Source organism: Arthrobacter sp. OV608, assembly GCA_900110595.1.
Taxonomy (GTDB): Bacteria; Actinomycetota; Actinomycetes; order Actinomycetales; family Micrococcaceae; genus Arthrobacter.
In genome coordinates this window covers 475,314-501,156 of sequence record FOEZ01000001.1, presented here as the reverse complement: position 1 = coordinate 501,156, position 25,843 = coordinate 475,314, and the positions used below count along the sequence as shown (strand labels likewise).

The window sequence follows — 25,843 nt, the reverse complement described above, 5'->3', positions numbered from 1 at the left end:
ACCCAAGGAGAACCACAATGCAGACCATCAAGCGCACCACTTTCAGCGTCGCAGGCGTTGCAGCTGCAGCTCTGCTCAGCCTGACCGCCTGCGGTGGCTCAGCAGGCACGTCCAGCTCCTCCGCTCCGGCCGCCGCGCCGTCATCCTCCGCTTCGGCGAAGGCCACCACGATGGCCCCGTCACCGTCTGCCAGCTCCTCCGCAGCCATGATGGATCCGGCCGCCAACCTGGTGGGCAGCGGCTGCGCAGCCTACGCCAAGCAGGTACCCACGGGCGCAGGTTCGGTGGAAGGCATGGCGCTGGATCCCGTGGCCGTGGCAGCATCCAACAACCCCATCCTGACCACCCTCACGGCTGCCGTGTCCGGCAAGCTGAACCCGAAGGTGGATCTGGTGGACACTCTCAACGGCGGTGAATTCACTGTCTTCGCGCCGGTGGACGACGCCTTCGCCAAGATCGACCCCGCCACCATCGAAACACTGAAGACCGATGATGCCCTCCTGAGCAAGATCCTGACCTACCACGTGGTTCCCGGCCAGATCACCCCGGACAAGATCGCCGGCACCCACGCCACCGTCCAGGGCGGCTCCGTCACGGTCACGGGCAGCGGCGACACCCTTAAGGTGGATGACGCCAGCGTGATCTGCGGCGGCGTCAAGACCAAGAACGCGACGGTTTACCTCATCGATTCCGTGCTGATGCCCAAGTAATCCCGGCTGCAAGCAGCCAGGCCCGGGGCCCGTTCCGACAAGGACGGGCCCCGGGCCTTTAAGGCGTCGGCGAACAGGCGGCCGCCCTGGGCCTCCCGGAAGCGCACCACCAGGTCAACTAGACTGGGTCCCGGCCCGCAACCGGCGGTGCCGGCAAGATCCCGAGGTGATAAACGCGTGCCCAGCAGTCCATCCCGGCGGACGGTCCTGACGACCGGTGCCGCCCTCCTGGCGTTGAGCGTCACCTCATGCACCGGCATACCGGCCCCGTCGCCGTCGCCCGCGTCCCCTTCCCCCAGCCCGACGGCGGAACCCACAGAAACCTTTAACTTCGGCACAGCCGTGCAGCCACTGGGCCTGGATCCCGCACTGTCAAGCGATGTTGAGTCCCAGCGGATCACCCGGCAGATCCTCGAGGGACTGGTGGGGGTGGACCAGACCACCGGGAAACCTACCCCGCTGCTGGCCACGGAGTGGAGCGAATCCAATGAGGGCCGCTCCTACACCTTCAAACTGCGCAGCGGTGTGACCTTCCACGACGGAACCCCCTTTAACGCCGACGCGGTGTGCACCAACTTCAACCGTTGGTTTGCGTTCCCGGAGGAGCTCCGCCGGCAGGCTCCGGGCAGCTCGTTCAAAGGCGTGTTCAAGGCTCACTCGGACCAGCCGGAGCTGTCCATCTTCAAAAGCTGCACCGCGGTGGCAGCCGATACCGTGCAGATCGACCTCACCCAGCGCTTCACCGCATTCCTGCAGGCCCTGACCCTGCCGGCCTTCGCCATCGCCTCCCCCGCCGCGCTTGCGGCAGGCAACGCCGACGTGCTGGACCAGAACCGCGCCGGCCAGGCCGTGTCCGGCTTCGGCGCCAATCCGGTAGGCACCGGTCCCTTCATCCTGAAATCCTGGGACGAAGGCAGCGTCACCCTGGCCGGCAATACTTCCTACTGGGGCGACCGTGGCCAGATCGCCACCATCAACTTTGTGGCCTACAACCACCCCCAGGCCCGCCTCCAGGCCCTGCTGGACGGGAAAATCGACGGCTACGACGCCGTGACGGTGGGCAACTTCGACCAGCTGGTGAAGCGCGGCAAGCAGATTGTGCAGCGGGACCCGTTCTCCGTTATGTACTTAGGCATCAACCAGGAGATCCCGGTCCTGCAGAACCAGAAAGTGCGGCAGGCCATCGAACTGGCCATCGACAAAGAAACGCTGATCCGCAAGTTCTTCATCGACAACACCGCCGTGGCCACCCAGTTCGTCCCGCCGAAGATCAGCGGGTTCAACAACGACGCCCCCGCACTGGGGCACGACCCCGCCAAGGCCAAGGAGTACCTCAAGGAGGCCGCCTATGCCGGTGAGGAGCTGAGGTTCTACTACCCGCTGAACGTCACCAGGCCCTACCTGCCCACTCCGGAGAAGGTTTACGCCGAGATCAGCCGCCAGCTCACCGCCGTCGGCTTCAACGTCAGGCCCGTTCCCGTGGACTGGTCTGAGGGGTATCTGCAAAAGGTGCAGTCCCCGGGAGACCACGCACTCCACCTGCTCGGCTGGAACGGGTCCTACTCGGACGCCGACAATTTCGTTGGCCCCCTCTTCGGTGAGAAGAACGGCGAGTTCGGATACCAGGATCCCCAGGTCTTCTCCAAGATCAACAGGGCCCGCGGGATGCCCGAGGGGCAGGAGCGGGATGAGCAATATCACACTATCAATGCGCAGATCGCGGCCACTGTTCCAGCGGTTCCGGTTGCCTTCCCCATCTCTGCATTGGCCTTGTCCGACCGTGTGGTGAGCTATCCGGCGTCGCCTGTCTTAAATGAAGTTTTCACCAAAGTACAACTGAAGCCTTGACGGGCCAGCCCAATTTCAGTAGTAGGGCTGCGCGGGGATATTCTGTGACAGCCAGAGCCGCTGCAATCGGAGACTGATCGTGACCTTCATTTCCAAGACCCCTCATGCCGACGTCGTCCTGATTGGCGGCGGCATCATGAGCGCCACGCTGGGGGCATTCATCAAGCAGTTGGAGCCGGACTGGACCATCTCCATGTTCGAGCGGCTGGACGAGCCTGGGCTGGAAAGCTCCGGTCCGTGGAACAACGCCGGAACCGGCCACGCTGCCCTCTGCGAACTCAACTACTCCCCCGCAGCCAAAGACGGCTCGGTGGACCCCGCCAAAGCACTGCTCATCAATGAGCAGTTCCAGCTTTCCCGCCAGTTCTGGTCCCACCTGGTGGACCAGTCGCTGATCGGATCGCCCAAGGGCTTCATCAACACCGTGCCGCACATGAGCTTTGTGATCGGCGAAGAGAACACCCGGTTCCTGAAGACCCGGTATGAAGCACTCAAGCCGCATCCCCTGTTCCGCAGCATGGAGTACTCCGAGGACCACGGCAAGATCGGCAAGTGGGCTCCACTGATCGTCAAGGGCCGCGATCCCCAGCAGCGGATCGCCGCCACGCGCGCCGCCGAAGGCACCGACGTGGACTTCGGGGCACTCACCCGTGAACTGACCACCTACCTCGGGAACAACGGCGTCGAGATCAATTACGGCCATGATGTCACCGGCATCTCCAAGGCATCCGACGGCGGCTGGAACCTTTCGCTGAAGCACCCCCGGTCAGGCGAACACGGCAAGATCCACGCCAAGTTCGTATTCGTGGGCGCCGGCGGCGGTGCCCTGCACCTGCTGCAGGCCTCCGGGATTCCGGAAAGCAAGGGCTATGGCGGTTTCCCGGTTTCCGGGCAGTTCTTCCGCTGCACGGACGAAACCCTCGCTGCCCAGCACAGCGCCAAGGTGTACGGCCAGGCGTCCGTGGGCGCCCCGCCCATGTCCGTGCCCCACCTGGACACCCGGTACGTCAACGGCAAGCGCTCGCTGCTGTTCGGCCCGTACGCAGGCTTCTCCACCAACTTCCTGAAGAACGGCTCCTACCTGGACCTGCCGCTGTCCATCCGGCCAAGCAACATCATCCCCATGCTGGCCGTTGCCAAGGACAACATGGACCTCACCGCGTACCTGGTCAAGGAAGTGGCCAAAAAGCACGCCGACAAGGTGGAAGCCCTGCGCGAGTACTACCCGGAGGCCAAGGCGGGCGACTGGGAACTCATTACGGCCGGCCAGCGTGTACAGATCATTAAGAAAGACCCGCAGAAGGGCGGCATTCTTCAGTTCGGCACTGAAGTCATTGCCGGCCGTGACGGTTCCATCGGCGCACTCCTGGGTGCATCCCCCGGAGCCTCCACTGCGGTACCCATCATGATCGAACTGCTCAAGAAGGCCTTCCCGAAGAACTTCAAGGGCTGGCAGTCCAGGCTCAAGGACATGATGCCCGGCTACGGCGTCAAGCTCGATGACAACCCGGAACTTGCCGCGGAGCTCGAGAAGGCAACCGCCAGGTCCCTGCAGCTGGAAAGCGTTACCGCCAACCACTGACCCTGCCGGGGCCGGTGGCCGGCTGCTTGGCCCGCAACAGTCAGTCACAACCCCACAGGAGACCATGCGATGTTCCGGCTGGCACAACTTTCACTGGCAAACCGGGCTCTGATCGCACTCATCACGGTCTTCGCCTCCGTCTTTGGCGTGATCACCATGTCCTCGCTGAAGCAGGAGCTCATCCCGTCGATCGAGTTCCCGCAGATCACGGTGCTCACCGCAATGCCCGGCGCCTCGCCGGAAGTGGTGGACAAGCAGGTGAGCGGGCCGCTGGAGACTGCGTTGAACGGCGTGGAGGGGCTGGAGTCCACCTCCTCCACGTCGCGCAACGGCGTCTCCCAGATCACCATGGTCTTTACCTATGGTTCCAACCTGGACCGTGCCCGGAACCAGATTGACCGGGCCATCTCCAACGCCAAGCGGAACCTCCCCGAGGACGTCCAGCCGCAGGCCATTGCGGGAAGCATCAGCGATTTTCCCATCGTGTTCCTGGCGGTGTCCTCCGACAAGTCCCTGAGCGAACTGAACGCGGACCTGCAGCGGCTGAGCGTGCCCCGGCTGCAGAAGATCGACGGCGTCCGCGGCGCCGACGTGACCGGTGGCGCCACACAGCACATCGAGATCCTCCCCCGCGCCGATGCCATGGCGGCGTCCGGAGCCAGCATCACGTCCATCCGGGATGCCCTGGGGAACAACGGCGCGCTGGTACCGGCAGGCACCCTCCAGGAGCAGGGGAAGACCCTCTCCCTGCAGATCGGCAGTCCGGTTGATTCCCTGGACGCCATCAAGGCCCTGCCGCTCTCCGGGGCAAAAAACGCCGCCACCATCGGAAGCGTGGCCGACGTCTCCGTCAAGGATGACGAACGGACTTCAATTACGCGGACCAATGGGGCGGAAACCCTCGCGGTCTCCGTCACCAAGAAGCCCGAAGGCGACACGGTGGCCATTTCGCACGCGGTCCGTGACACCTTGGACGAGCTTGAGGCAGAACTGGGATCCAACGCCAAGTTCACCCCGGTCTTCGACCAGGCCCCGTTCATCGAAAAATCCATCAAGGACCTCACCACCGAAGGACTGCTGGGGCTGGGCTTCGCCGTGGCTGTCATCCTGGTGTTCCTGATGTCCGCACGCTCCACCCTGGTGACGGCGGTGTCCATCCCGCTCTCACTCCTGATCACCTTCATCGGCCTGTCCGCTACCGGTTACTCGCTGAACATCCTCACCCTCGGCGCGCTCACCATCGCCATCGGCCGGGTTGTGGATGACTCGATCGTGGTCATCGAAAACATCAAGCGGCACCTCAGTTACGGCGAGGACAAGGTCACCGCCATCCTGACCGCCATCCGCGAAGTGGCCGGCGCCATCACGGCCTCCACGCTGACCACGGTGGCCGTCTTCCTGCCCATTGCCTTCGTGGGCGAACTCGCGGGCGAGCTGTTCAGGCCGTTTGCCCTCACCGTCACCATGGCGCTGCTGGCCTCACTGCTGGTTTCGCTGACCATCGTTCCCGTGCTGGCCTACTGGTTCCTGCGCAATCCCGGCCTCGGCAGCGAGGCAGCCCGCCGCAATGCCTCCGAGGCCCGCGCCAAGGCCCAGGAGGCAGAGCAGCGCAGCAGGCTCCAGCGCGGGTATCTTCCCATCCTCACCAAGACCCAGAAGCATCCGGTAGTCACCCTGGTTGCCGCCGCCCTGGTCCTGGGCGGCACCGCGGCCATGGCACCCTTGCTGGCAACCAACCTGCTGGGAAATTCCGGGCAGAACAGCCTGACCGTCCGGCAGGTGCTGCCTGCCGGGACCAGCCTGGCTGATACCAGCGCCGCCGCCGTCCGCCTTGAGGAGGTCCTGCGCGGGATCGACGGCGTCCGCGACGTGCAGGTGACCAGCGGCAATGCCCAGGCCGGGTTTGCCGCCATCACCTCCACCGGATCCTCCAACTCCACCTTCACGGTGGTGACCGATGAAAAGGCGGACCAGGAGCAGCTGCAGGAAACCGTTCGGAACGAGCTGGCAAAGGTGCCCGATTCAGGGAAGGTATCCGTCGGTACCCAGCAGGGCGGCTTCGGAACGTCCTCTACGGTGGACATCACCATCAAGGCGGCCACCACCGCGGACCTGCAGGCTGCCAGCGACGCCATGATCGAGGCCATGACCGGCGTCCCCGGCACCAGCGAAGTGGCCACCAACCTCGCCGCCAGCCAGCCGGTGGTCCAGGTAAAGGTTGACCGTGCCAAGGCCGTCGCGGCAGGGCTCAACGAGGAACAGGTGGCGGGCGTCCTCGCGTCAACCATCAGCCCCATCCCTGCCGGGACCGTGCGGATCGACACCAACGACTTCCCGGTCCAGATCGGCAAGGGCACCAGGTTCACCAGCATCGACGCCGTCCGCGCAATTCCGCTGCCCGCCGCCGGCGCTCCTGTAACGCTCGGCAGCATTGCCGCGGTGGAACAGGTGGACGTCCCGGTGTCCATCACCGCCAGCAACGGCCAGCGCACCGCGCGGGTGTCCGTGACGCCGTCGGGATCCAACCTCGGCGCCGTGAACACCGAAGTCCAGAAGCGCCTCGCAGAGGTCCGGCTGCCGGCCGGGGTCACCGCCGAAATCGGCGGCGCCACCACCCAGCAGCAGGAGTCGTTCGAGCAGCTTGGGCTTGCCCTGCTGGCGGCCATTGCCATCGTCTACGTGATCATGGTGGCCACGTTCAAATCGCTCATCCAGCCGCTGATCCTGCTGGTCTCGGTGCCGTTCGCGGCCACCGGCGCCGTGGCCCTGCTACTGGTGACCGGGGTTCCGCTGGGCCTGCCGTCACTGATCGGCATGCTGATGCTGGTAGGCATCGTGGTCACCAACGCCATTGTGTTGATCGACCTCATCAACCAGTACCGGCAGCCGCGCGACGGCCGGCCGGGCATGAACGTGGCGGATGCCATCACCCACGGCGCGCGGCAGCGGCTCCGGCCCATCCTGATGACCGCCCTGGCCACGGTGTTCGCCCTGACTCCGATGGCCCTCGGGCTGACAGGCGGGGGCGGCTTCATTTCCCAGCCCCTGGCCGTGGTGGTCATCGGCGGCCTCGTCTCATCAACCGCCCTGACCCTGGTCCTGGTTCCCGTCCTCTACCGCCTGGTGGAGGGGCGCCGGGAGAAGAAGGCGCTGCTGCGGGAACTGCATGAGCGCCCGGAATTCGGCCCCGGCGCCGACGTCGACGAGGAGTTCCGCGACTGGACCACGGGCATGGTGCCCAAGGTCAGCGGGCGGCGCGCAGCAGCCGGAAGCCCCGAGTAAAAACTGCGGAATATTTTCCGTGCGGCAGCGTTGTATCCGGCGATAGATGCAAATGCATCTAAATTGGCCTATACTGGAACCAAGGCCAGCAAGTCCAAGCAACGGAAAGGCACATCATGCAGATCGGTGTTTTCAGCGTCAGTGACATCACCACGGACCCCACCACGGGCCGCACCCCCACCGAGAACGAGCGCATCAAGGCCTCCGTCGCCATCGCGAAGAAGGTCGAGGAAATCGGCATGGATGTCTACGCCATCGGCGAGCACCACAACCGGCCCTTCTTCTCCTCCTCCCCCACTACCACCCTTGCCTACATCGCGGCGCAGACCGAACGGATCATCCTGTCCACGGCCACCACGCTGATCACCACGAATGACCCGGTCAAGATTGCCGAAGACTTCGCCATGCTCCAGCACCTCGCCGACGGCCGCGTGGACCTGGTCCTGGGCCGCGGCAACACCGCTCCCGTCTACCCCTGGTTCGGCAAGAACATCCAGGACGGCGTGGAACTCGCCATCGAGAACTACAGCCTGCTGCGCAAGCTGTGGGACGAGGACACCGTGAACTGGTCCGGCAAGTTCCGCACCCCGCTGCAGAACTTCACGTCCACCCCGCGCCCGCTCGACGGAGTGGCCCCGTTTGTGTGGCACGGCTCCATCCGCACGCCCCAGATCGCCGAAGTGGCCGCGTACTTCGGCGACGGCTTCTTTGCCAACAACATCTTCTGGCCCAAGGAGCACTACCAGCAGCTGATCAGCCTCTACCGTGAGCGCTACGAGCACTACGGCCACGGCAAGGCAGACCAGGCGATCGTGGGCCTGGGCGGCCAGTTCTTTATGCGGAAGAACTCGCAGGACGCCGTCAAGGAGTTCCGCCCCTACTTCGACAACGCTCCGGTCTACGGGCACGGGCCCTCATTGGAGGACTTCACCTCGCAGACGCCCCTGACCGTCGGCAGCCCGCAGGAGGTTATCGAAAAGACCCTGACCTTCCGGGAGTACTTCGGCGACTACCAGCGGCAGCTGTTCCTGATCGACCATGCCGGCCTGCCGCTGAAGACCGTGCTGGAGCAGCTGGACCTGTTCGGCGAGGAAGTCCTGCCTGTCCTGCGCAAGGAGTACGCCGCCCTCACGCCGGCCCACGTTCCCGAACCGCCCACCCATGCCAACCGGGTTGCCGCTGCACTGGCCGCCCAGGAGGCGCAGGCAGGGCAGGGCCAGGACGCGCCGGGCGCCGAAAAGTCCTCCGTGGAGGCATGATGGCCGGCAACAGTTCAGAATCACCGGTGCGGCTTGCAGCCGAGACCTGGGAGTCGCTGTTCCGGGCCCAGGTGGCCGTCATGCGCAAGCTGCAGGCAGGTCCGGCCTTCCGGAAGCTGGCCGTCAACGAGTATGACGTCCTGTTCACGTTGTCACGCTGCCCCACGGGTTGGCTTAGGCTCAACGAGCTCAACGACAACGTCCTCCTGAGCCAGTCCAGCCTCAGCCGGATGGTGGAGCGGCTGGAGAAACGGGGGCTGGTGGCCAGGATGCCGGCGCCGGAGGACGGCCGGGGCGTGCTGTTGAAGCTGACGGAGGAAGGCCGGGAGCTGCAGAAGGAGATCGGCCGTGAGCACGTCCGGGACATCTCCACTCTGATGGGTCCGGCCCTGACACCTGAAGAGCAGAAGGAACTGCGGCGGCTCACGGAGAAGCTGCGGAGTTCGCTGGGTCCCCGCTGACCGGAGGTGGTCAGCCCAGCTGCATAAGGCGGGCAGGATCCTCCACGGGCAGGACGCCGTTGACAACTGCGGTGACCTGCAGCTGGTGGAGGATCAGGCTCCCGCCCACCGTGGACAGGAAGGCGGTATCGGCGGAGTCCCGGCCGGCGGTGATCCGAAGCATCGATTCCCGCGGGGCCAGCCCCGTGGGATCGATGACGTGCCAGGCACCCTCCACGTAGGCCTCGGCCACGGCGTGGAAATCCATCGGCGACAGGCCGGGAGCGTAGACGGCGGCGAGCCTGGCGGGGATGTCCTTGGAGCGCAGCAGTGCGATGGCCAGGTGCGCGAAGTCCCGGCACACCCCGCGGCGGCTGAGCAGGGTTTCCACTGCACCGTCGGTGCCCCGCGATGATCCGCTGAGGTAGCGCAGTTCCCCGTTCACCCAGTTCCTGACGGCGTGCAGCAGCCCGGCGCCCTGGACCCCCTCAAATTCGGCGTAGGCGGTGGGCAGAAGCCGGTCTGATTCTGCGTACCGGCTGGGCCGGACGTAGCGGATCCGGTCGGCAAGCTCCGCCTCTTCCGGTTCGGCTTTTCCGGCCACCGTGGCGGAGTATTCCACCGTCACCTCCGCCGGATCGGCGAACTCCATGTAGTGGAACCGGCCTCCGTGGTGGTCGGCCACCTCGGTCAGCGGGACCTGGCCGCCCCCGGCCGTGACGGACAGCGACTCCTCAAAGGAGGAATAGCCCCCGTTCCTCGCCACCGCGACGGCCATCGCCACCTTGGTGTTGGCTGCGGTTTTGAAGACCAGTCGTGCGGAAACACTGCGTTCCATGGCTCTTTCCGGGTTGGGTGCGGTGGAAGAAAAGTCACCGCTTGTCGCAGCACGCGGGCCGGGAACGGGACTAACTAGTTTTTGATCTTCAGAGACATTAGCATCCGCTGGACATTGGCGAATTCGCTGCCCTCATTGGCGTACCGGGCGGCCTGGTCAAGGGTGTCGAATGCCTTGGCGGGGGCCACTTTTTCGTCCGGGGCAAAGGGGCGTACGGAGACGACGTCCCCGAACGAGTAGTCGCCCTTTCCGGCGGGACCCCGCAGGATGTTGCGGAGCTCGCAGGCCTGGCCGTCCGTGCCGCCCGCAACGTTCGTAACGCCGTAGGAACCAAAGTATTTGTACCCCTGGATCACACGGAACACCACCCTGGGCGGTATGGTCCCCTCCCCGCCTGCGGCGGAGACCTCCACCGGCACACTGCTGACCACGGTGTAGGCCCGCCGGGATGCTTCCGGACATTCCGTGGACGACGGCGGCAGCCCGGTCCGCAGCGCTGCCATGAAGGTGCCGTCGGGCTTCTTCACTTCGATCTTCAGGGCACCGGGCAAGGTGCCTTCCTCCGGCGTGACGGACTGGGCGATCCAGTCCTGCGGCAGGTCGAAGCTGACGGCCTTGCCAGGGTCCGAGAATGACTTCCAGGCCGACGCCGTAGCCACTGCCTGCGGGGCGCCGGATGAGGCGGAGCCGGGAGCTGCGCCATCGGAAGCCGCCGTTGAGGAGGCATCCGGGGATGCGGGCGCGGAAGCACTGGAGCCTGCGGCACCGGACGGACCCGGCTGCGCAGTCCAGCCCGGCTGGACCGGCCCTGCGCTGGAGCAGCCGGCCAGGAAGGCGCCCGCCACCAGCAGTGATACACCGGACCGCACCCTCGTTGCCATGCCTCTCATGCAGCCAGCCTAACCGGACCGGGGCGGCATGCCGGGCTGGGCGGGAGCGCGTTTCCCCCCGGCGGGGGCAGGCACCGGAGGTCCGTGTCGCCGTCGGGCGGGCGCGGTACGGTGCGGGGACTAGGCTGGGGTTATGGCGCACGATCAGCAGCACGGCACAGCCGAAGAAACCCTGGGCGGAGCCGACGATACCCTGGCGAACATCTCCGCCGTCGACATTGCCGACTGGCGGTTGCGGACCTTCGCCCTCTACGCCAATGTCCGGAAGCTGGCGCTCGAGAACCCGTCCGAGGCCCACTCCTACTGGCGCCACCAGCGGGACCTGATGTTTGCCACGCACCCTGCCTCCGCCCTCACCGCTCAGGACAAGGCGCGCTTTTCCGGGCTCAAAACCGCAGACTACGATCCCATCTACCGTTTCCACGTGCCCCTGACCAAGGAGGGTGCGGGGCGGGAGATGAACGTGGAGACCGCCACGGACGGCGTGGTCCGGTTTATCCGGCTGGGAACCTTCGACCTGCCCGAGATGGGCCAACTCGGGGTGTGGAAGCTGCACGGCTACGGCGGCGGCATTTTTGTGCCGTTCCGTGATGCCACGGCCGGCCAGCCCGGCGGCAGCTACGGCGCGGGACGGTATTTGCTGGACACCATCAAAGGCGCGTTCCACGGCGTCGATGGGACCGGTCCGGATGCCGCTTTTGTGCTGGACTTCAACTTCGCCTACAACCCGTCCTGCGCTTACAACGAGGCCTGGGCCTGCCCGCTGCCCGGGCCGTCCAACCGCCTGGCTGTCGAGATTCCGGTGGGCGAGCTCTACTGACGGAACCGCAGCCGGCTTCCCGCCAGGTTCGATTCACAACGCCCCCCTAGGATTCCCTTATGCCTGCCCTCCCCCGCCGCATTGCGCGCGTCCGTCCCCTGTCCCCTGCCCATCCAGCGGAACAGTTTTTTGTTGCCAGCGATGCAGTGGACTTTGGCGGGGCGGACGGCAGCACGTGGACAGTTACTGGCAGCCCCTTTTGGGGTTCACCCGCCAACGCCTCCAGCCACCCGCGGGAGGGGTGGCAGCCAGGGGACCGGGTGAAGGAGCATTCCTTTACATTCCTCGCTCCCAGCGTGCCCGCCAATGTCCTGGGGATGGCGCACAACACCGGCCAGTCCGGGCGGGAGCTGCCGCCGCAGGCGTTCCACAAGGCGGCCACCAGCGTCATCGGGCCTGGAGACGCGATTGAACTGGCGCCGGGAATGCGGCGGGTGGATCCGGAGGCGGAGCTGACCATTGTGATCGGCACCAGGTCGCGGGGCCTGACCCCAGAGAATGCCCGCGGCGCCGTCCTGGGCTTCACTATCGGCAACGACGTCACCTGCCGGGATCTGCAGAAAACTGATGAACTCTGGATCAGCGCCAAGAGCCAGGACACGTTCACGCCCGCGGGACCGTGGATGGTGACCGGCCTGGACGAGTCACACCTGGCCGTGGACGTGGTGCACAACGGCACTCCCCTCCAGGCCGCCAGCACCGCTGACCTCGGCTGGAAGGTTGATGAGATCCTCGTGTACGTGACCTCGTTTATGACCCTCCACCCGGGCGACCTGGTGCTGACCGGTTTCCCGGCAGAGTGCGTTCCGCTGGCCCCGGGCGACACGGTGGTGTGCCGGGTCGAAGGGATCGGTGAGCTCGTGAATCCTGTGATTGCCTCGCCCTGGCCCGCACCTTCCAGCGGCTGAGGCGGCAGCGCCTTCGGGGCGTTGGTGCAGTCAGGCGCCGAGCGCCCTGACCCGTCCGACGGCGGATTCCACCGCGGCTGCCGCCGCTGCCAGGTCCGCTTCGGTCACCCTTGCATCGAAGCTGAACCTGACAGCCGTCTGGGCCACCTCGGGCGCAATGCCCAGTGCTGTCAGCACCTGCGAGGGCGCGTCCGAGCCCGCCGCGCAGGCTGAGCCGCTGGAGCAGACCACGCCCTGGCGTTCGAGCTCAAGGAGTACTGACTCGCCGCTGGTTCCGGGGAAGCAGAATGACGCCACGGAGGGCAGCCGTTCAGCCGGATGCCCGGTGAGGACTGCGCCGGGAACACCGGTGAGCACAGCGCTGATGAACGTGTCCCGCAGTGCGGTGACCCGGCGTCGTTGTTCTTCCTGGCCTGCGTGCGCAAGCGTCAGGGCGGTGGCCAGGCCCACGGCGCCGGCCACGTTCTCTGTTCCTGACCGGCGGCCGCGTTCCTGCCCTCCGCCGTGGATCAGCGGCTCGAGTTTGGTGCGCCCCCGGACGAACAGCACCCCGCATCCCTTGGGCGCCCCCAGCTTGTGCCCCGAAATGCTCATCGCATCCACACCCAGCACCTTCGTGTCCAGCGGCAGCCACCCGGCTGCCTGGACGGCGTCCGTGTGGAAAGGGATGCCCAGTTCGTGTGCCAGCGCTGCCAGTTCGGAAATGGGCTGGACCGTTCCCACTTCATTGTTGGCGTACATCACGCTGGCCACCGCTGTTTCCGGTGTCAGCACTTTTTGAAACGCCTCTGGGGTCACCAGTCCGGTCCCGTCAACGGGGACCACATCAATGGCGAAGCCGTGGAAGCGCTCCAGGTACCGGGCCGATTCCTCGACGGCGGGATGTTCGACGGCGCTGATCACCACCCGGTTGAGCTGCGGGTCAGCAGCCTGCCGGGCCAGGGCGATGCCCTTCACCGCCAGGTTGTCCGCTTCCGTTCCGCCCGCGGTGAAGGTTACCTCGCCCGCCCGGCAGCCCAGCACCGCTGCCACCGTCCGCCGCGCGTCCGCGAGCGCAGTGGCCGCAGCCTCGCCGAGGGTGTGGTGGCTGGAAGGGTTCCCGAACTCTCCGGTGAGGTAGGGCCACATGGCGTCCAGTACTTCACGGCGGACGGGTGTTGTGGCGGCCGCGTCGAGGAAGATCATGGGTTCATGCCACCGTCAGTTCGACATCCAGCCCGAGGTCCAGGGCGGCCACGGTGTGCGTCAGGGCGCCGATGGAGATGACGTCCACTCCGGTGGCGGCGATCCCGGCCACGGTAGCGAGGTTCACGTTCCCACTGGCCTCAACCTGTGCGCGTCCGGCTACCAGCGCCACCCCGGCCCTCAACTCCTCAGGAGTGAAATTGTCCAGCATGATGGTGTCCACCCCGGCGGCGAGTACGGGCTCGATCTGGTCCATCCGGTCCACCTCAACCTCAAAGTGGGTGGTGTGCCCCAGCTGTGCCTTGGCTGCGGCGAGCAGCCCGGTGAGTTTGGCCGGGTCCCCTCCTGTCATCACCGCAAGGTGGTTGTCCTTGGCGAGGACGGCGTCGGAGAGGCTGTACCGGTGGTTGGCGCCGCCACCGCAGCGCACGGCGAACCGCTCCAGGATCCGCAGCCCGGGAGTGGTCTTGCGCGTGTCGGTGATCCGGGCGGACGTGCCTTCGGTCAGTTCGACGAATTCGGCGGTCTTCGTGGCGATGGCGGACATCCGCTGCACGAGGTTCAAGGCCACGCGTTCTGCGAGGAGCACCGACCGGGCCCGTCCGCTGACCCGCGCGAGGTGCGTGCCGGCGTCGAACGTGTCCCCGTCGGCGAGCAGCAGCTCCACGTCCGTTTCGGGGTCCACCAGCAGCATGGCGTCCCGGAACACCGTGGCGCCGCTGAAGACGCCGGGGACCCGTGCGTTCAGCACAGCGGTGGCGCGGGCGTCGGCGGGGATCAGCAGCTGGGAGGTGATGTCGCCGGCAGGAGCGTCCTCGGCGAACGCCCGTTCCAGGATGTCCCGCACGGGTGCGGACGGCAGCGTCAGGTCCAGGCTGCGGACGCCCGCCCGCGCTGGTGCGGTCACGGGATTTTCGGTGGTGGCCAGTTCACTCATGGAGAAGGCTCGCTTTCGGGCGGGTTCGGGAAGATTCTTCAATTTCGGCAGCGATGCCGGCTGCGTCCTTGGGGTCATCGCTGCGGTAATGGGCGCCCAGGGACTCGGTGCGCTGCCGGGCGGCAACCACCAGCAGCTGCGCGGCCAGCAACAGGTTCCGGTCCTCGTGCAGGCGCGTGTCCGTGCCGGCGGAGAGAGTGTCAGGACGTACGACGGCGGCCCATCGCCCAAGCGTGTCCCCCGCCTGGGCCAACAGTTCCCCCGAGCGCAGCACCCCAGCTTTGGCAGTCATCAACCGGCGCAGAGCTTCCCGCGAGAACGTGGAGCCAATGCCGTCGCCAGCATCCCCTTCCCCGCCGGAGTTGGCCAGCAGGCTCTCGCCGTCACCACCCGTTTCGCCCGCATCGCCTTCTAAAGCAGCAGGGAAGGTGACGGCACCCAAGGTGCGCTGCCCGACGTCGGCCGAGGGTGTTCCGGAAGCGAGCGTCAAGGGGAGGCCGCCCGCGGCCGTGGGCCCACACGATCCGGGTTCCCTGGCCGAGCTTGCGAGGTTAGGGGGATCGTGGGGAGTACGCGGAGGAGCGCCGTCAGTCGACACCCACCCAGAGTCAGAGACTAGAAAGTCTTCAACAGCGCGGCGGCCGAAGACGAGTCCCTCAAGGAGGGAGTTGCTGGCCAGCCGGTTCGCACCTTGGACGCCGGTGCACGCAACTTCGCCGGCGGCGTAAAGCCCGGGCACAGTGGTCCGGCCATGGAGGTCCGTGGCTACTCCGCCCATCCAGTAGTGGGCTGCGGGGGCAACCGGGACCAGGTCCCTGGTCCAGTCGATGCCGGCGTCGAGCGTCCTTTGCGTGAGGGTGGGGAAGCGCTTCGCCAGGAAGCCCGGGCCCTTGACCTGTTCGATGAGGCGCGCGTCGAGGTAGACGTGGCCGTTGGGGTCGCCGAGCTTGGCCAGGTGCAGGGCGATGCTGCGCGAGACGACGTCGCGCGGGGCCAGTTCGGCGTCCGGGTGGTAGGCACGCATGAACCGCTTGCCGTTGCCGTCAACGAGGATGGCTCCTTCGCCGCGGACGGCTTCGGAGATGAGGAGCGGGTCCTGGTCCAGCCCGGTCACTGTGCCCGGGTTTGTGCCGCTGACCCCGGGCACCAGGCAGGTGGGGTGGAACTGGAAGAATTCCAGGTCGGCCGCTGCCGCCCCGGCGCGGACGGCGAGCGCCAGGCCGTCTGCCGTGGCCACCGCGGGGTTGGTGGTCTGTCCAAAGAGCTGTCCTGCTCCACCGGTGGCCAGCAGCACTGCGTCCCCGTGCAGTGTGTGGGTCCCGCCGTCCTGCAGGAACTCGACGCCGGTGGCGTGGCCGTCCTGCAGCAGGAGCGCTGTGGCGTGGGCACCGGTGTGGATGGTCAGCGTGCCCTCCGCGCGGCGGGCAAGCACGGCCTCGATCAGGCCTGCCGCGACTTTCGCGCCGGTCGCGTCGCCGCCCGCGTGCAGGATGCGGGGGGCGGAGTGGGCAGCCTCCAGCCCCAATGCGGGGCCACCGCCGGCACCGGGATCGAAGCGCACGCCGAACCGTTCCAGCCCGGCGATGTCCAGGCGGGCCTCGATGCACATCAGCCGGACCGCCGCTTCATTGCAGTGTCCAGCGCCCGCCTGCAGGGTGTCGGCGATGTGGGCTGCAACCGTGTCCCCGGGGGCGGGCTCGTCCAGTACTGCCGAAATACCGCCCTGGGCGTACCAGGTGTTGCTCTCGCGGAGCTGTCCTTTGCTCAGCAGCACAACATCGGCGCCGGCGTCGGCCGCCAGCAGCGCGGCATACAGTCCGGCGATACCGCTGCCAACCACGATCAGCCGGCGCGGGGATCCGCCGCCGGCCCTGGCGCCCCTGGGGGGCAGGGCGCCGGGTTCGAATGTTCCACCGCCCGCAGGGGGAGGCATGATCGGCTGCCGGTTCATTACGGCCTGGCGGCGAGCATGCGCTCGAGCGCGGTGCGGGCGTTGTCCTGCACGGAGTCCGCCACGGTGATCCGGTTGACGATCCGCCCGGCAACGAGCTCCTCGAGGACCCATGCCAGGTAGCCCGGGTGGATCCGGTACATCGTGGAGCACGGGCAGATCACGGGGTCCAGGCAGAAGATAGTGTGCTGCGGGTACTCGGCCGCGAGCCGGTTCACCATGTTGATTTCGGTGCCAATGGCAAAGGTGGTGGGCTCGGTGGCCGCGGCGATGGCCTTTTTGATGAAGTCGGTGGAGCCGGCCGAATCTGCCGCATCCACCACCTCCATGGGGCACTCGGGGTGCACGATCACCTGGACGCCGGGGAAGTCGGCCCTGGCCTTTTCGATCTGCGCCACGTTGAAGCGCTTGTGCACGGAACAGAACCCGTGCCACAGGATCACCCGGGAATCCAGGAGCGCCTGCTCGTCGTTGCCGCCGAGGTCCTTGCGCGGATTCCACATGGGCATCTGCTCCAGCGGCACGCCCAGCGCTTTCGCGGTGTTGCGGCCCAGGTGCTGGTCCGGGAAGAACAGCACCCGCCGGGCACGCTGGAACGCCCACTCGAGGACGGTCTTGGCGTTGGAGGAGGTGCAGACGATGCCGCCGTGCTCGCCGCAGAAAGCCTTCAGGGCTGCGGAGGAATTCATGTAGGTGACGGGGATGACCGGAACACGGCCGTCGGCGTCAGGTTCGGTGCCGAAGATTTCCTCAAGCTGCTCCCAGCACTCGGCTACGGAGTCGGCGTCGGCCATATCCGCCATGGAGCAGCCGGCCGCAAGGTTGGGCAGGATGACGGCCTGTTCGGGCGCTGAAAGGATGTCGGCGGTTTCGGCCATGAAGTGGACGCCGCAGAAGACGATGGCCTCTGCGTCCGGGCGGGTGAGCGCGGCATTGGCCAGCTGGAAGGAGTCGCCCACGAAGTCCGCGTACTGGATGACTTCATCGCGCTGGTAGAAGTGCCCCAGGATGACGGCCCGGTCCCCCAGCGCAGCCTTGGCGGCGAGGATCCTTTCGCCCAGCTCGGCGTCGCTGGCGAGCTTGTACTCTTCGGGCAGCTGCCCCTGGCGCGGCGTTGCGGCGGGGGCCACGTCCGCACTGGAGGCACCGGGGCCGTAGGCGGGAACGCCGGCGAGCGCCTCGGCAAGGTCGTAGTCCCACGGGCCATTGGCCAGGGCCGGGCTGCAGGTGCTGCCCTTTGCCGCCGCACCGTTCTCGGCCTGTTCGCGCGTGATCAGCTGGATTGCTGTGTTGACGCTGCTCATAGTGTGCTCCTGTTATCTGGGTCAAGGCCGGGCCGGCCGGTAAAGCGGTAGAGGCGGGGCGGGCGGTGTTTGCCGCCCTGGAGGTATTCCCCGGTTTCCTCGATTTCCGGGGTGGATTTGAGCTGGCGCCGGAAGTTTGCCGGGTCCAGTTGGCGGTCCAGCACAGCCTCGTAGACTTCCCGGACCTGGGCCAGGGTGAAGTACTCCCCCAGCAGGTGGTAGGCCACGGATCCGTAGGCCAGCTTGTTCCGCAGCCGCCAGAGCGCATAGTCCACAATGGCGTTGTGGTCGAAGGCGAGTTCGCCGAGCCGGTCCGCGCGGAACCATCTGACGTTCTCGGACTCGTCTGCCAGGGCGGCTTCGGTCGGCTGGACCAGGGCCCAGTACACAATCGAGACGACCCGTTGCGTGGGTGAACGGTGGAGGCCGCCGAAGGCGTAGAGCTGCTCGAGGTAGCTCGGGGCGAGGCCAGTGGTCTCCCGCAGGTTGCGCGACGCCGCGTCCTGCAGGGACTCCGAGTGGCTCAGTGGGCCACCCGGGAGCGCCCAGAGGCCTTTGAACGGTTCCCGGATCCGCCGGACCAGCGGCAGCCAGAGCGTGGGCCGTCCGGAGCTTTCACTGGGCCGGAGGGCGAAAATGACGGTGGAGATGGCGAGCGATGGCGGGGCGGCCTGGCGCTCGGAGACGTTTGCCGAGCTCAAGTACATTTCCCACCACCTTCCCAACCTGCCGGGCTCCCCGTTGAAGCCTGCGTCCTATGGTCACCATAGTTATGGTCAACTTGACCATAACTGATTCTACGGGCAACCGCCCCTCAATTGCCAAATGTTTCTCCTTCCTGCCGGCGCGGAAGTCATGGGGAGGGATTGCCTGGTGGCGGGGAGCGCGGCGCCGGGAGCCCCGGATGCGGGCACCATGGCCAGGAGACGGTAAATTCAAGAGGTCCCACGAGGAGCCACCATTCAAACCCCAAGAAGGTTCAGCAGCAGATGACAATGAAGTCCACCCAAGCGCGTCCGCAAGACCATCTGGGCCACAGCATGAAGCCCCGCCAGCTCACCATGATGGGCCTGGGCAGCGCGATCGGCGCCGGCCTCTTCCTCGGCTCCGGGGCAGGAATCCAGGCGGCCGGCCCCGCCGTGCTGATCTCCTACCTGGTGGCCGGCACCCTGATCATCCTGGTGATGTGGGCACTGGGCGAAATGGCCGCAGCGAACCCGAACAGCGGCGCTTTCTCCGTCTACGCCGAACGTGCCATGGGCAAAACGGCCGGAGCCACCATCGGCTGGCTGTGGTGGCTGCAGCTGGTGGTGGTGATTGCCGCCGAGGCACTGGGCGCGGCCGGGCTCCTCTTCACCGTCTGGCCAGTGGTCCCGGTCTGGGCGCTCGCCCTGATCTTTATGGTGGTCTTCACCGCCATCAACCTGGCCGGAGTCCGGAACTTCGGTGAATTCGAGTTCTGGTTCGCCATCCTCAAGGTCGCGGCCATTGTCCTGTTCCTGGTGATCGGCGCTGCACTGCTCCTGGGCCTGTTGCCGGACGTGGCATCCCCCGGCCTCGCCACCCTGACCTCCGATTTCGCCCCCGCGGGACTCGGCGGAATTGCCGCGGCGCTTTTTGTGGTTATCTTCGCTTTTGGCGGCACGGAGATTGTGTCCGTCGCGGCGGCCGAAACCGAAGACCCGGAACACAGTGTGGGCAAAGCCGTCCGGACGGTGGTGTGGCGCATCCTGGTTTTCTACATCGGCTCCGTCTTTGTGATCGCCGCCGTCCTGCCGGCAACATCGGAAAGCCTGGCGTCACCCTTTGCCGGCGTCCTGGACGCCGCCCGCATCCCCGGCGCCGCAACGGCAATCACGCTCGTGGCCGTCGTCGCCCTTCTCTCCGCATTGAACGCCAACCTCTACGGCTCGTCGCGGATGGTCTACTCCCTTGCCCGGCGCGGCGAGGCCCCTCGCTTCCTGGCCCGCCTGAGCGGTGCCAGCGTGCCCATGCTGGCCGTCGGCGTGTCCGTCGCCTTCGGTTTCGTGGCCACAATCCTGGAGCTTTTGTTCCCGGAGCGCATCCTCCCCGCCCTGTTCCAGCTGGTCGGATCAACCTGCCTGGTGGTGTGGGGCAGCGCGCTGGTCTCGCAGCTGGTCCTGCGGCGCCGTGCGGACAGGGACGGCACTCCCCTGCCGCTAAGGATGCGGGGCTTCCCGGCCCTGACGATTGTGGGCCTCGTCCTGCTGGGCCTGATCTTCGCGGTGGGCTTCAGTGCCGAAAGCAGCCGTGTCCAGCTGTTCAGCACCTTCGGCCTGATCGCGGCAATCGCAGCAGCCTGTGCAGTGGGTGCCCGGCTCAGCGCCAGGACCCGCGAGCCCAGGCAGGTGGCGGCAAGGCAGGTAGAGTAACTTTCGAAGCACGAGGTTCCGACGCGCCGGGTCTCCCTGGGCGCCGTAGTTGATGAGGACTGACACCATGAGCGGCAGGCACACCGGCGAGCAGCATTCGCACACCGTGGAGGGAACCGACCCCCAGCTGTATGTGGCGGTGCATGATCCTGCTGTGGACGCCGGGCTCCGCCCCGTCCTGCTCCTGCATGGCTTCTCGTCCTCCAGCAAACTCAACTGGGAGGACACCGGCTGGCTGGCAGCGCTGCTTGATTCGGGCCGGCGCGTCATTATGGTGGACCTGCCCGGGCACGGCCGCAGCGGCGCCCCGGAGGACCGCGATTCCTACTCCCCCAGCAGGATCCGCGCGGACCTGCTGCAGGTTGCGTTCGACGCCGGCGTGCGGCCTTTGCAGGCCGGTGACCCTGCCAGCGGGCTGGACGTGGTGGGTTATTCCCTGGGTTCCCGGCTCGCCTGGGAGTTCGCCGCCACCCAGCCCGAAATAGTGCACCGGATTGTCCTGGGCGGGCCGAATACCGCGGACCCCCTGGCTGAGTTCGACCTCGTGGCCGCCCAGGACTACCTGGCCGACGGCACCCCTATTGCGGATGAGTCAACGGCCAGGCTGCTCAAAATGGCGCTGCTGCTGCCGAGCAACAACATCTTCGCCCTGCTGTCCCTGGTGGAAGCCATCAAGGCCGAACCCTACGACCCCGCCGAGGCGGTCCCGCACGTGCCGGTCCTCCTGGTCGCAGGCGACCAGGACGAGCGCGCCGGCAGCCTGCCGCAGCTCGCCGAGCTGGCCCAAGGCGCCGGCGCCCTGGCCGAACAGCTGACGCTGCCGGGCCGCAACCACACCAACGCCGTCACCAGCCGTGCCTTCAAGCAGGCCGCCATCTCCTTCCTCGCGGTCTGATCCGGCTGCAATATTCCCCGGCCATCCAGGCCCTCCTGCCGTTGGCTTCCCGGCGGTAGGCTGAAAGGGAAGGCTGGAACAGCCGGGAGGACTACATGGATATGCGTTTCGAAGACCGCACAGAGGCCGGCGAGCGGCTGGCTGCGGTTTTGACGCAGTTCCGCGAGCGCCCGGGCACCGTTGTGATGGGCCTTGCGCGCGGTGGAATCCCCGTGGCGGCGGCCGCAGCGAAGGCCCTGTACCTTCCCCTGGGTGCCGTCCTGGTGCGCAAGCTCGGCATTCCCGGGCATGAGGAAACCGCGTATGGAGCCTTGGCGTGGGCCCGCGGACGGACTGTGCGCCTGCTCAACAAGCCGTTGCTGGACCGCGTCCTGGAACATGGGGTCCGTGAGGAACTCCTGCGTCAGGTGGAGCAGCGCGAACGCGTCGAATTGCTCCGCCGCGTGGACCTCTACCCGGGAGCAGACCAGGAAATCTCCGGCAAGACCGTCCTGCTCATCGACGACGGGCTGGCAACCGGAGCCACCATGAGGGCCGCCGTCGAGGCCGTCCGTGAGGGTGGGGCGGAGACGGTGGTGGCCGCCGCTCCCGTGGGCTCCATTGAAGCCGCCGCGTCCGTGGAGCGGGTGTGCGACGCCGTGCTGTGCCTGCACTTGCCCGGCAAGTTCCGCGCGGTGGGCAGTTTCTACCGGCACTTCGAACAACTGACGGACGAAGACGCCATCAGCTTCCTGAAGCAGTAGCAACCGTTGACGACGGCGGGCCCGGACCAATATGGTCCGGGCCCGCTGCTGCGTTATGGGCTTTCCTTGTGACGGTGCGGCTAGTGGTGGCTGACGCCCAGCGGCCTGCCCTTGGTTTCCTTGGCCAGGACCACGCCGATGGCCGAGATGACGCACAGCACCATGATGTAGATGCCGATCGATCCGGCCCACTTGGTGGTCTGCAGCAGAGTTTCGGCGATGGTGGCGGCGAAGGCCCCGCCCAGGATTGCGCCGAAGGCGTAGCCGATGGAAATGCCGGAGTACCTGACACTGGCCGGGAACATCTCCGCGTACATTGCGGACATCGGGCCGTAGGAAAGGCCAAGGCCGATGGTGAGGACGAACAGTGCAACGCCGTACAGCCAGATGTTCCTGGTGTCGATCAGGGCAAACATGGGAATCATCCAGGCGAACACAATCGCGTAGCCGGTGAGGAAGGTCTTGACGCGGCCAATACGGTCGGAGAGCCAGCCGCCCACCAGCGTGAAGATCAGCCAGCCAAAGGATGCGAGCGTAGTGGCCAGGAGGACCTGGGGCGTGGGCATCTGCAGCGTCCGGGTGGCATAGGAGATGAAGAACGCAATCAGCAGGTACCCGGCAGCGTTGTTGCCGATGAAGATCATGGTGGAGTACAGCACCGGCTTTTTGTGGCTTCGGACCAGTTCACCCAGGGGCGCCTTGCTTTCCTGCTTCCGCATGGCCATCTCCTGGAAGACCGGGCTTTCTGCCACGGCACGCCGGATCAGGTAGCCCACTACGATCAGGACGATGGAAAGCAGGAACGGCATCCGCCAGCCCCAGGCCGCGAAGTCTTCCTTGGACATGCTGCTGTTGAGGAAGAAGAGCAGGCCGGTGGCCAGGATCATGCCCACCGGCACACCGATCTGCGGGTAGGCACCGAAGAGCCCGCGCTTGTTCAGGGGCGCGTGTTCCACGGCCATCAGTGCTGCCCCGCCCCATTCGCCGCCTGCCGAGAAGCCCTGGATGATCCGGAGGAGGATCAGCAGCACGGGCGCCCAGGCGCCGATCTGGGCGTAGGTGGGCAGCATGCCGATGAGGGCGGTGGCCGCTCCCATCATCACCAGGGTGAAGACGAGCATGGCTTTGCGCCCCAGCCGGTCGCCAAGGTGGCCTGCCACCACGGCGCCCAGCGGCCGGAACAGGAAGCTGATGCCGATCAGGGCGAAGGAGAGGATCTGCGCCAGGCCCGGGTTGGACTGGTTCAGCGGTGCCAGGAACAGCGGCGACAGCAGCGTTGCCGTTAGCTGGGCAAAGATAAAGAAGTCGTACCACTCGATGGTGGTGCCCACCAGGGTACCGGCCAGGACTTTGCGCTCCTCCCGCCGGGTGCTGGGACCGGAGAGCGTATCCACCTTGGAAGGTGTGGTCATTGAAACTCCATTGTTTGTGGCAGCGGGGCTGCCAGGACGCCTTCAGGATTACCGACAGAACGGTCAGTTAGTTAGTAGGGTACTACGAAAATGTGAGGCGGGACACGGATTCTCCGAATTCCATGCCTCAGGCGTCGAAGTCGGACGCGCTGAACTGGCGCGACCTTGCAAGAGCCCTGGTCAGCAGGTTCTATATGTGAACCGGCGCTTCGCTATCCGGACGCTCCGGCCTAGGATGGAAACCATGACTTCCAGCGCTGCAGCCCCGGCCGGAGCCGCGCCGGCGCAGGCCTCACCCTCCCAGACGCTTTCCCGGGGCATCCGTGCTTTGGAAATCCTTGCTGCCGCGCCTGGCCCGCTGACGATTGCCGAACTCGCCGATGCCATGGGCGTCCACCGTTCTGTGGCCTACCGGATCCTTCGCACGCTGGAGGACCACTCGCTGCTGGTCCGCGACGACGCAGGGCGGGTCCAGCCCGGCCCCGGACTGGCCGTCCTTGCCCGCGGCGTTTCAAGGAACCTGCAGGGCGCAGCCCTGCCCGAACTGACGCATTTGGCCAACACCTTGGATATGACTGCTTTCGTGGCATTGTGGGACCACCACGACTGCATCACCCTCGTGACCGTGGAACCACGGCACAGTGGGGCTACTGTGGCGCAGCATCCCGGCACCCGTCACCCCATCAACGCCGGAGCACCGGGCATTGCCATTCAGTCGGCCCTCACCGAAGCCGAATGGGACCGCCTCGAGACCGGCATCCCGTACCGCCCGGAGGCGGCGGAGGCCCGGCGCGCCGGATACTCCGCCAGCCATGACGAAGTCATCGCCGGCGTTTCCTCGCTGGCGGCACCGGTCCGGGTTCCCGGCGGACGGCCGGCAGCGCTCGCCGTCGTATATATCCGCTCAGCCCACGATCCGTCAGAGGTGGGCGCCGCGCTGGCCCAGAGTGCGGCCAGGATCGAACGCCAGCTGGCCTGAGCGCGCCCTTCTGAGGCGAGTAGGAACAGGTCAGGCGCGGCGGCGCTGCAGTACGACGGCGGCCGCGGCACCGAGGAGCGCCAGTGCCGCTGCCGCACAGGCGGGGACGAGGAATGCCGCCGAATAGCCGTGGTCCTGCGCCAGCCGTCCGCCTACTGCTGAACCAATCGCCGTACCGGCAACAATTCCACTGGCCAGCGCCGTCATCACGGTTCCCAAGCGCCCGGCCGGGGCCACTGCCCCACCCACGGCAAAGACAGTAACCATCACCGGCCCCACCGGGAGCCCCAGAATCAGCAGCACCAGCACCATTGAGCCCAATGACGCGGGAACCAGCAGGAGCGCTGCCAGCGCGGCCATCAGCGCAGCAGAGGCCACCCAACGCCAGGACAGCCCAAATCGCTGGGGCCAATAGGCGACCGACAGGGCGGCCGCGGCGGAACTGAGCCCCATCACGGCGTAAAGCAGTCCAGCGATTTCCGAAGTGGCGTACTGGGCGGAAAAGGAGCTCAAGGCCGCTTGCGCGGACCCGAAGAACGTCCCCATGCAAACCATGGCCACCACCGGGACGGCAACGGCGGCGGGCAGGCCGCGCCTTGCAGTTCCTTGTTCCGACGTTCGTTCTCCTGCCGGTCGCCGGGTCACCGGGACCGCCCGGTGGGTGTGGTGAGTCGCGAAGGCGGGCACCAGCGTGATGGTCATCGCCGCCGCCAGCGCCAACGGCAGCCAGGGCGCCAGGAGGCTGGCCAGGATTCCTACGAGGGCAGGGCCCAGCACGAAGGTGATTTCATCGGCGGTGCTCTCGTAGGACAGTGCCGTGTCCAGGTCGCGCCTGTTGTCCGGCGCGCTCCCCTGTGATGTGAGTGCCATCCACCTCACCCGGGCCAGTGGTCCCACCTGGGGGCAGCTTGCCCCGGAAAGGAACGCGGCGGCCAACACTCCGGCAGTAAAACCACCGGATGTGCCCAGGAGGGCAGCCGCAAGGATCAGCGCCGCCACCGCTGCGGTGTTAAGGGCAGCTGCGAAGAGCAGCACCGGGCGCTGGCCGCGTCGGTCCGCAAGGGTCCCCAGGATCGGCGCGCCCAGGGCGGACCCAATGCCTACTGCTCCTGCTGCGGTGCCCCCCAGCGCATAGGAACTGCTGTTGGACGTCACCAGGGTCAGGGTTCCTACCGTGAGCATGGCCAGGGGAAGGCGGGCGAAAATACCGAGGGGAAGAAAGCTGCGGCCGGCAAGCCGCGGAAGCCTGGCGAAACGGCTGCCGGACGGGCTGCCCGGGCCGGCGGAAGAACTGCCACTCGTGGCCGGAGAATCGGGCATGGCAGGTGCAGGAGCATGCCGGGAAGACGAAGGCTGGTCGGAAGAAAGGGAGGTCGAAGATGTCAATTCCGGGCTCGTTCAGTAAGTGCGCATCGTCCCTCCTCCCGATGCGCCGAACCCGGTAACTGTCCAAGTATATCCGGCGTT

General features: G+C 66.6%; 21 protein-coding genes. 12 read left to right on the top strand and 9 right to left on the bottom strand.

Going from position 1 to position 25,843, the window contains the following annotated elements; translation table 11 throughout:
• The first annotated feature begins 17 nt into the window (after window positions 1-17).
• The 6 genes from BMX78_RS02340 to BMX78_RS02315 all read left to right on the top strand — a co-directional run bounded on the left by BMX78_RS02340 (window position 18) and on the right by BMX78_RS02315 (window position 9,142).
• Entirely contained in the window at window positions 18-710 is a 693-nt protein-coding gene (locus BMX78_RS02340) for a fasciclin domain-containing protein (RefSeq protein ID WP_091415807.1), read from the top strand.
• A gap of 177 nt (window positions 711-887) precedes the next feature.
• Window positions 888-2,558 carry an ABC transporter substrate-binding protein gene (locus tag BMX78_RS02335; protein ID WP_170850659.1) on the top strand — a complete coding sequence of 557 codons (1,671 nt, stop codon included), beginning with the start codon at window positions 888-890 and terminating at the stop codon, window positions 2,556-2,558.
• A 79-nt stretch (window positions 2,559-2,637) separates the two neighbouring features.
• A complete protein-coding gene (locus BMX78_RS02330; protein ID WP_091415803.1) occupies window positions 2,638-4,140 on the top strand; it encodes a malate:quinone oxidoreductase in 1,503 nt (500 codons plus the stop codon).
• A 69-nt stretch (window positions 4,141-4,209) separates the two neighbouring features.
• Window positions 4,210-7,422, top strand: a complete 3,213-nt coding sequence (locus tag BMX78_RS02325; RefSeq protein WP_091415800.1) for an efflux RND transporter permease subunit — start codon at window positions 4,210-4,212, stop codon at window positions 7,420-7,422.
• Between the two features lie 116 nt (window positions 7,423-7,538).
• On the top strand, window positions 7,539-8,681 hold the full coding sequence (locus BMX78_RS02320; RefSeq protein WP_091415798.1) for an LLM class flavin-dependent oxidoreductase: 1,143 nt from the start codon (window positions 7,539-7,541) through the stop codon (window positions 8,679-8,681).
• A complete protein-coding gene (locus BMX78_RS02315) occupies window positions 8,681-9,142 on the top strand; it encodes a MarR family winged helix-turn-helix transcriptional regulator (RefSeq protein ID WP_091415795.1) in 462 nt (153 codons plus the stop codon). Before BMX78_RS02320 ends, BMX78_RS02315 begins: the two co-directional genes overlap by 1 nt.
• 10 nt (window positions 9,143-9,152) lie before the next feature.
• On the opposite strand, the gene BMX78_RS02310 is transcribed toward BMX78_RS02315, so the two are convergent.
• The gene (locus BMX78_RS02310) at window positions 9,153-9,959 is read right to left on the bottom strand and encodes a transglutaminase-like domain-containing protein (RefSeq protein ID WP_091415792.1); all 807 of its coding nucleotides are present in this window, start codon (window positions 9,957-9,959) and stop codon (window positions 9,153-9,155) included.
• Window positions 9,960-10,033: 74 nt separating this feature from the next.
• Window positions 10,034-10,849, bottom strand: coding sequence for a hypothetical protein (locus BMX78_RS02305; RefSeq protein ID WP_091415789.1), 816 nt, complete (start codon window positions 10,847-10,849; stop codon window positions 10,034-10,036).
• Between the two features lie 133 nt (window positions 10,850-10,982).
• On the opposite strand from BMX78_RS02305, the gene BMX78_RS02300 reads away from it, so the two are divergent.
• On the top strand, window positions 10,983-11,669 hold the full coding sequence (locus BMX78_RS02300; RefSeq protein WP_091415788.1) for a DUF1684 domain-containing protein: 687 nt from the start codon (window positions 10,983-10,985) through the stop codon (window positions 11,667-11,669).
• 59 nt (window positions 11,670-11,728) lie between these two features.
• Window positions 11,729-12,577: a fumarylacetoacetate hydrolase family protein gene (locus BMX78_RS02295; RefSeq protein ID WP_091415785.1), complete on the top strand. Its 849-nt coding sequence runs from the start codon at window positions 11,729-11,731 to the stop codon at window positions 12,575-12,577.
• Window positions 12,578-12,607: 30 nt separating this feature from the next.
• Here the strand turns inward: BMX78_RS02295 and BMX78_RS02290 are convergent, their stop codons facing one another.
• The 5 genes from BMX78_RS02290 to BMX78_RS02270 are packed head-to-tail and all read right to left on the bottom strand — an operon-like array spanning window position 12,608 to window position 18,661.
• Window positions 12,608-13,762, bottom strand: coding sequence for a cysteine desulfurase family protein (locus BMX78_RS02290; protein ID WP_091415783.1), 1,155 nt, complete (start codon window positions 13,760-13,762; stop codon window positions 12,608-12,610).
• 4 nt (window positions 13,763-13,766) lie between these two features.
• A complete protein-coding gene (gene nadC / locus BMX78_RS02285; protein WP_286138745.1) occupies window positions 13,767-14,699 on the bottom strand; it encodes a carboxylating nicotinate-nucleotide diphosphorylase in 933 nt (310 codons plus the stop codon).
• The gene (locus BMX78_RS02280) at window positions 14,692-16,632 is read right to left on the bottom strand and encodes an L-aspartate oxidase (RefSeq protein WP_091416063.1); all 1,941 of its coding nucleotides are present in this window, start codon (window positions 16,630-16,632) and stop codon (window positions 14,692-14,694) included. Before BMX78_RS02280 ends, nadC begins: the two co-directional genes overlap by 8 nt.
• Before the next feature lie 17 nt (window positions 16,633-16,649).
• Window positions 16,650-17,954, bottom strand: a complete 1,305-nt coding sequence (gene nadA / locus BMX78_RS02275) for a quinolinate synthase NadA (protein WP_091415781.1) — start codon at window positions 17,952-17,954, stop codon at window positions 16,650-16,652.
• On the bottom strand, window positions 17,951-18,661 hold the full coding sequence (locus BMX78_RS02270) for an NUDIX hydrolase (protein WP_091415778.1): 711 nt from the start codon (window positions 18,659-18,661) through the stop codon (window positions 17,951-17,953). The genes nadA and BMX78_RS02270 overlap by 4 nt, the downstream gene beginning before the upstream one ends.
• Window positions 18,662-18,943: 282 nt before the next feature.
• On the opposite strand from BMX78_RS02270, the gene BMX78_RS02265 reads away from it, so the two are divergent.
• The 3 genes from BMX78_RS02265 (at window position 18,944) to BMX78_RS02255 (ending at window position 21,985) form a co-directional block, all read left to right on the top strand.
• Complete coding sequence (locus tag BMX78_RS02265) at window positions 18,944-20,347, top strand: amino acid permease (RefSeq protein ID WP_091415774.1); 1,404 nt, start codon at window positions 18,944-18,946, stop codon at window positions 20,345-20,347.
• A 67-nt stretch (window positions 20,348-20,414) separates the two neighbouring features.
• Complete coding sequence (locus BMX78_RS02260; RefSeq protein WP_091415771.1) at window positions 20,415-21,242, top strand: alpha/beta fold hydrolase; 828 nt, start codon at window positions 20,415-20,417, stop codon at window positions 21,240-21,242.
• Window positions 21,243-21,337: 95 nt separating this feature from the next.
• A complete protein-coding gene (locus tag BMX78_RS02255) occupies window positions 21,338-21,985 on the top strand; it encodes a phosphoribosyltransferase (RefSeq protein ID WP_091415768.1) in 648 nt (215 codons plus the stop codon).
• An 80-nt stretch (window positions 21,986-22,065) separates the two neighbouring features.
• On the opposite strand, the gene BMX78_RS02250 is transcribed toward BMX78_RS02255, so the two are convergent.
• Window positions 22,066-23,397 (bottom strand): MFS transporter, encoded by a 1,332-nt coding sequence (locus tag BMX78_RS02250; RefSeq protein WP_091415765.1) that lies wholly within the window; start codon window positions 23,395-23,397, stop codon window positions 22,066-22,068.
• 244 nt (window positions 23,398-23,641) lie between these two features.
• Between BMX78_RS02250 and BMX78_RS02245 the strand changes: the two genes are divergently transcribed.
• Window positions 23,642-24,376, top strand: a complete 735-nt coding sequence (locus tag BMX78_RS02245; protein ID WP_091415764.1) for an IclR family transcriptional regulator — start codon at window positions 23,642-23,644, stop codon at window positions 24,374-24,376.
• A 30-nt stretch (window positions 24,377-24,406) separates the two neighbouring features.
• Here the strand turns inward: BMX78_RS02245 and BMX78_RS02240 are convergent, their stop codons facing one another.
• Window positions 24,407-25,696: an MFS transporter gene (locus BMX78_RS02240; RefSeq protein WP_286138744.1), complete on the bottom strand. Its 1,290-nt coding sequence runs from the start codon at window positions 25,694-25,696 to the stop codon at window positions 24,407-24,409.
• Between the last annotated feature and the right edge of the window lie 147 nt (window positions 25,697-25,843).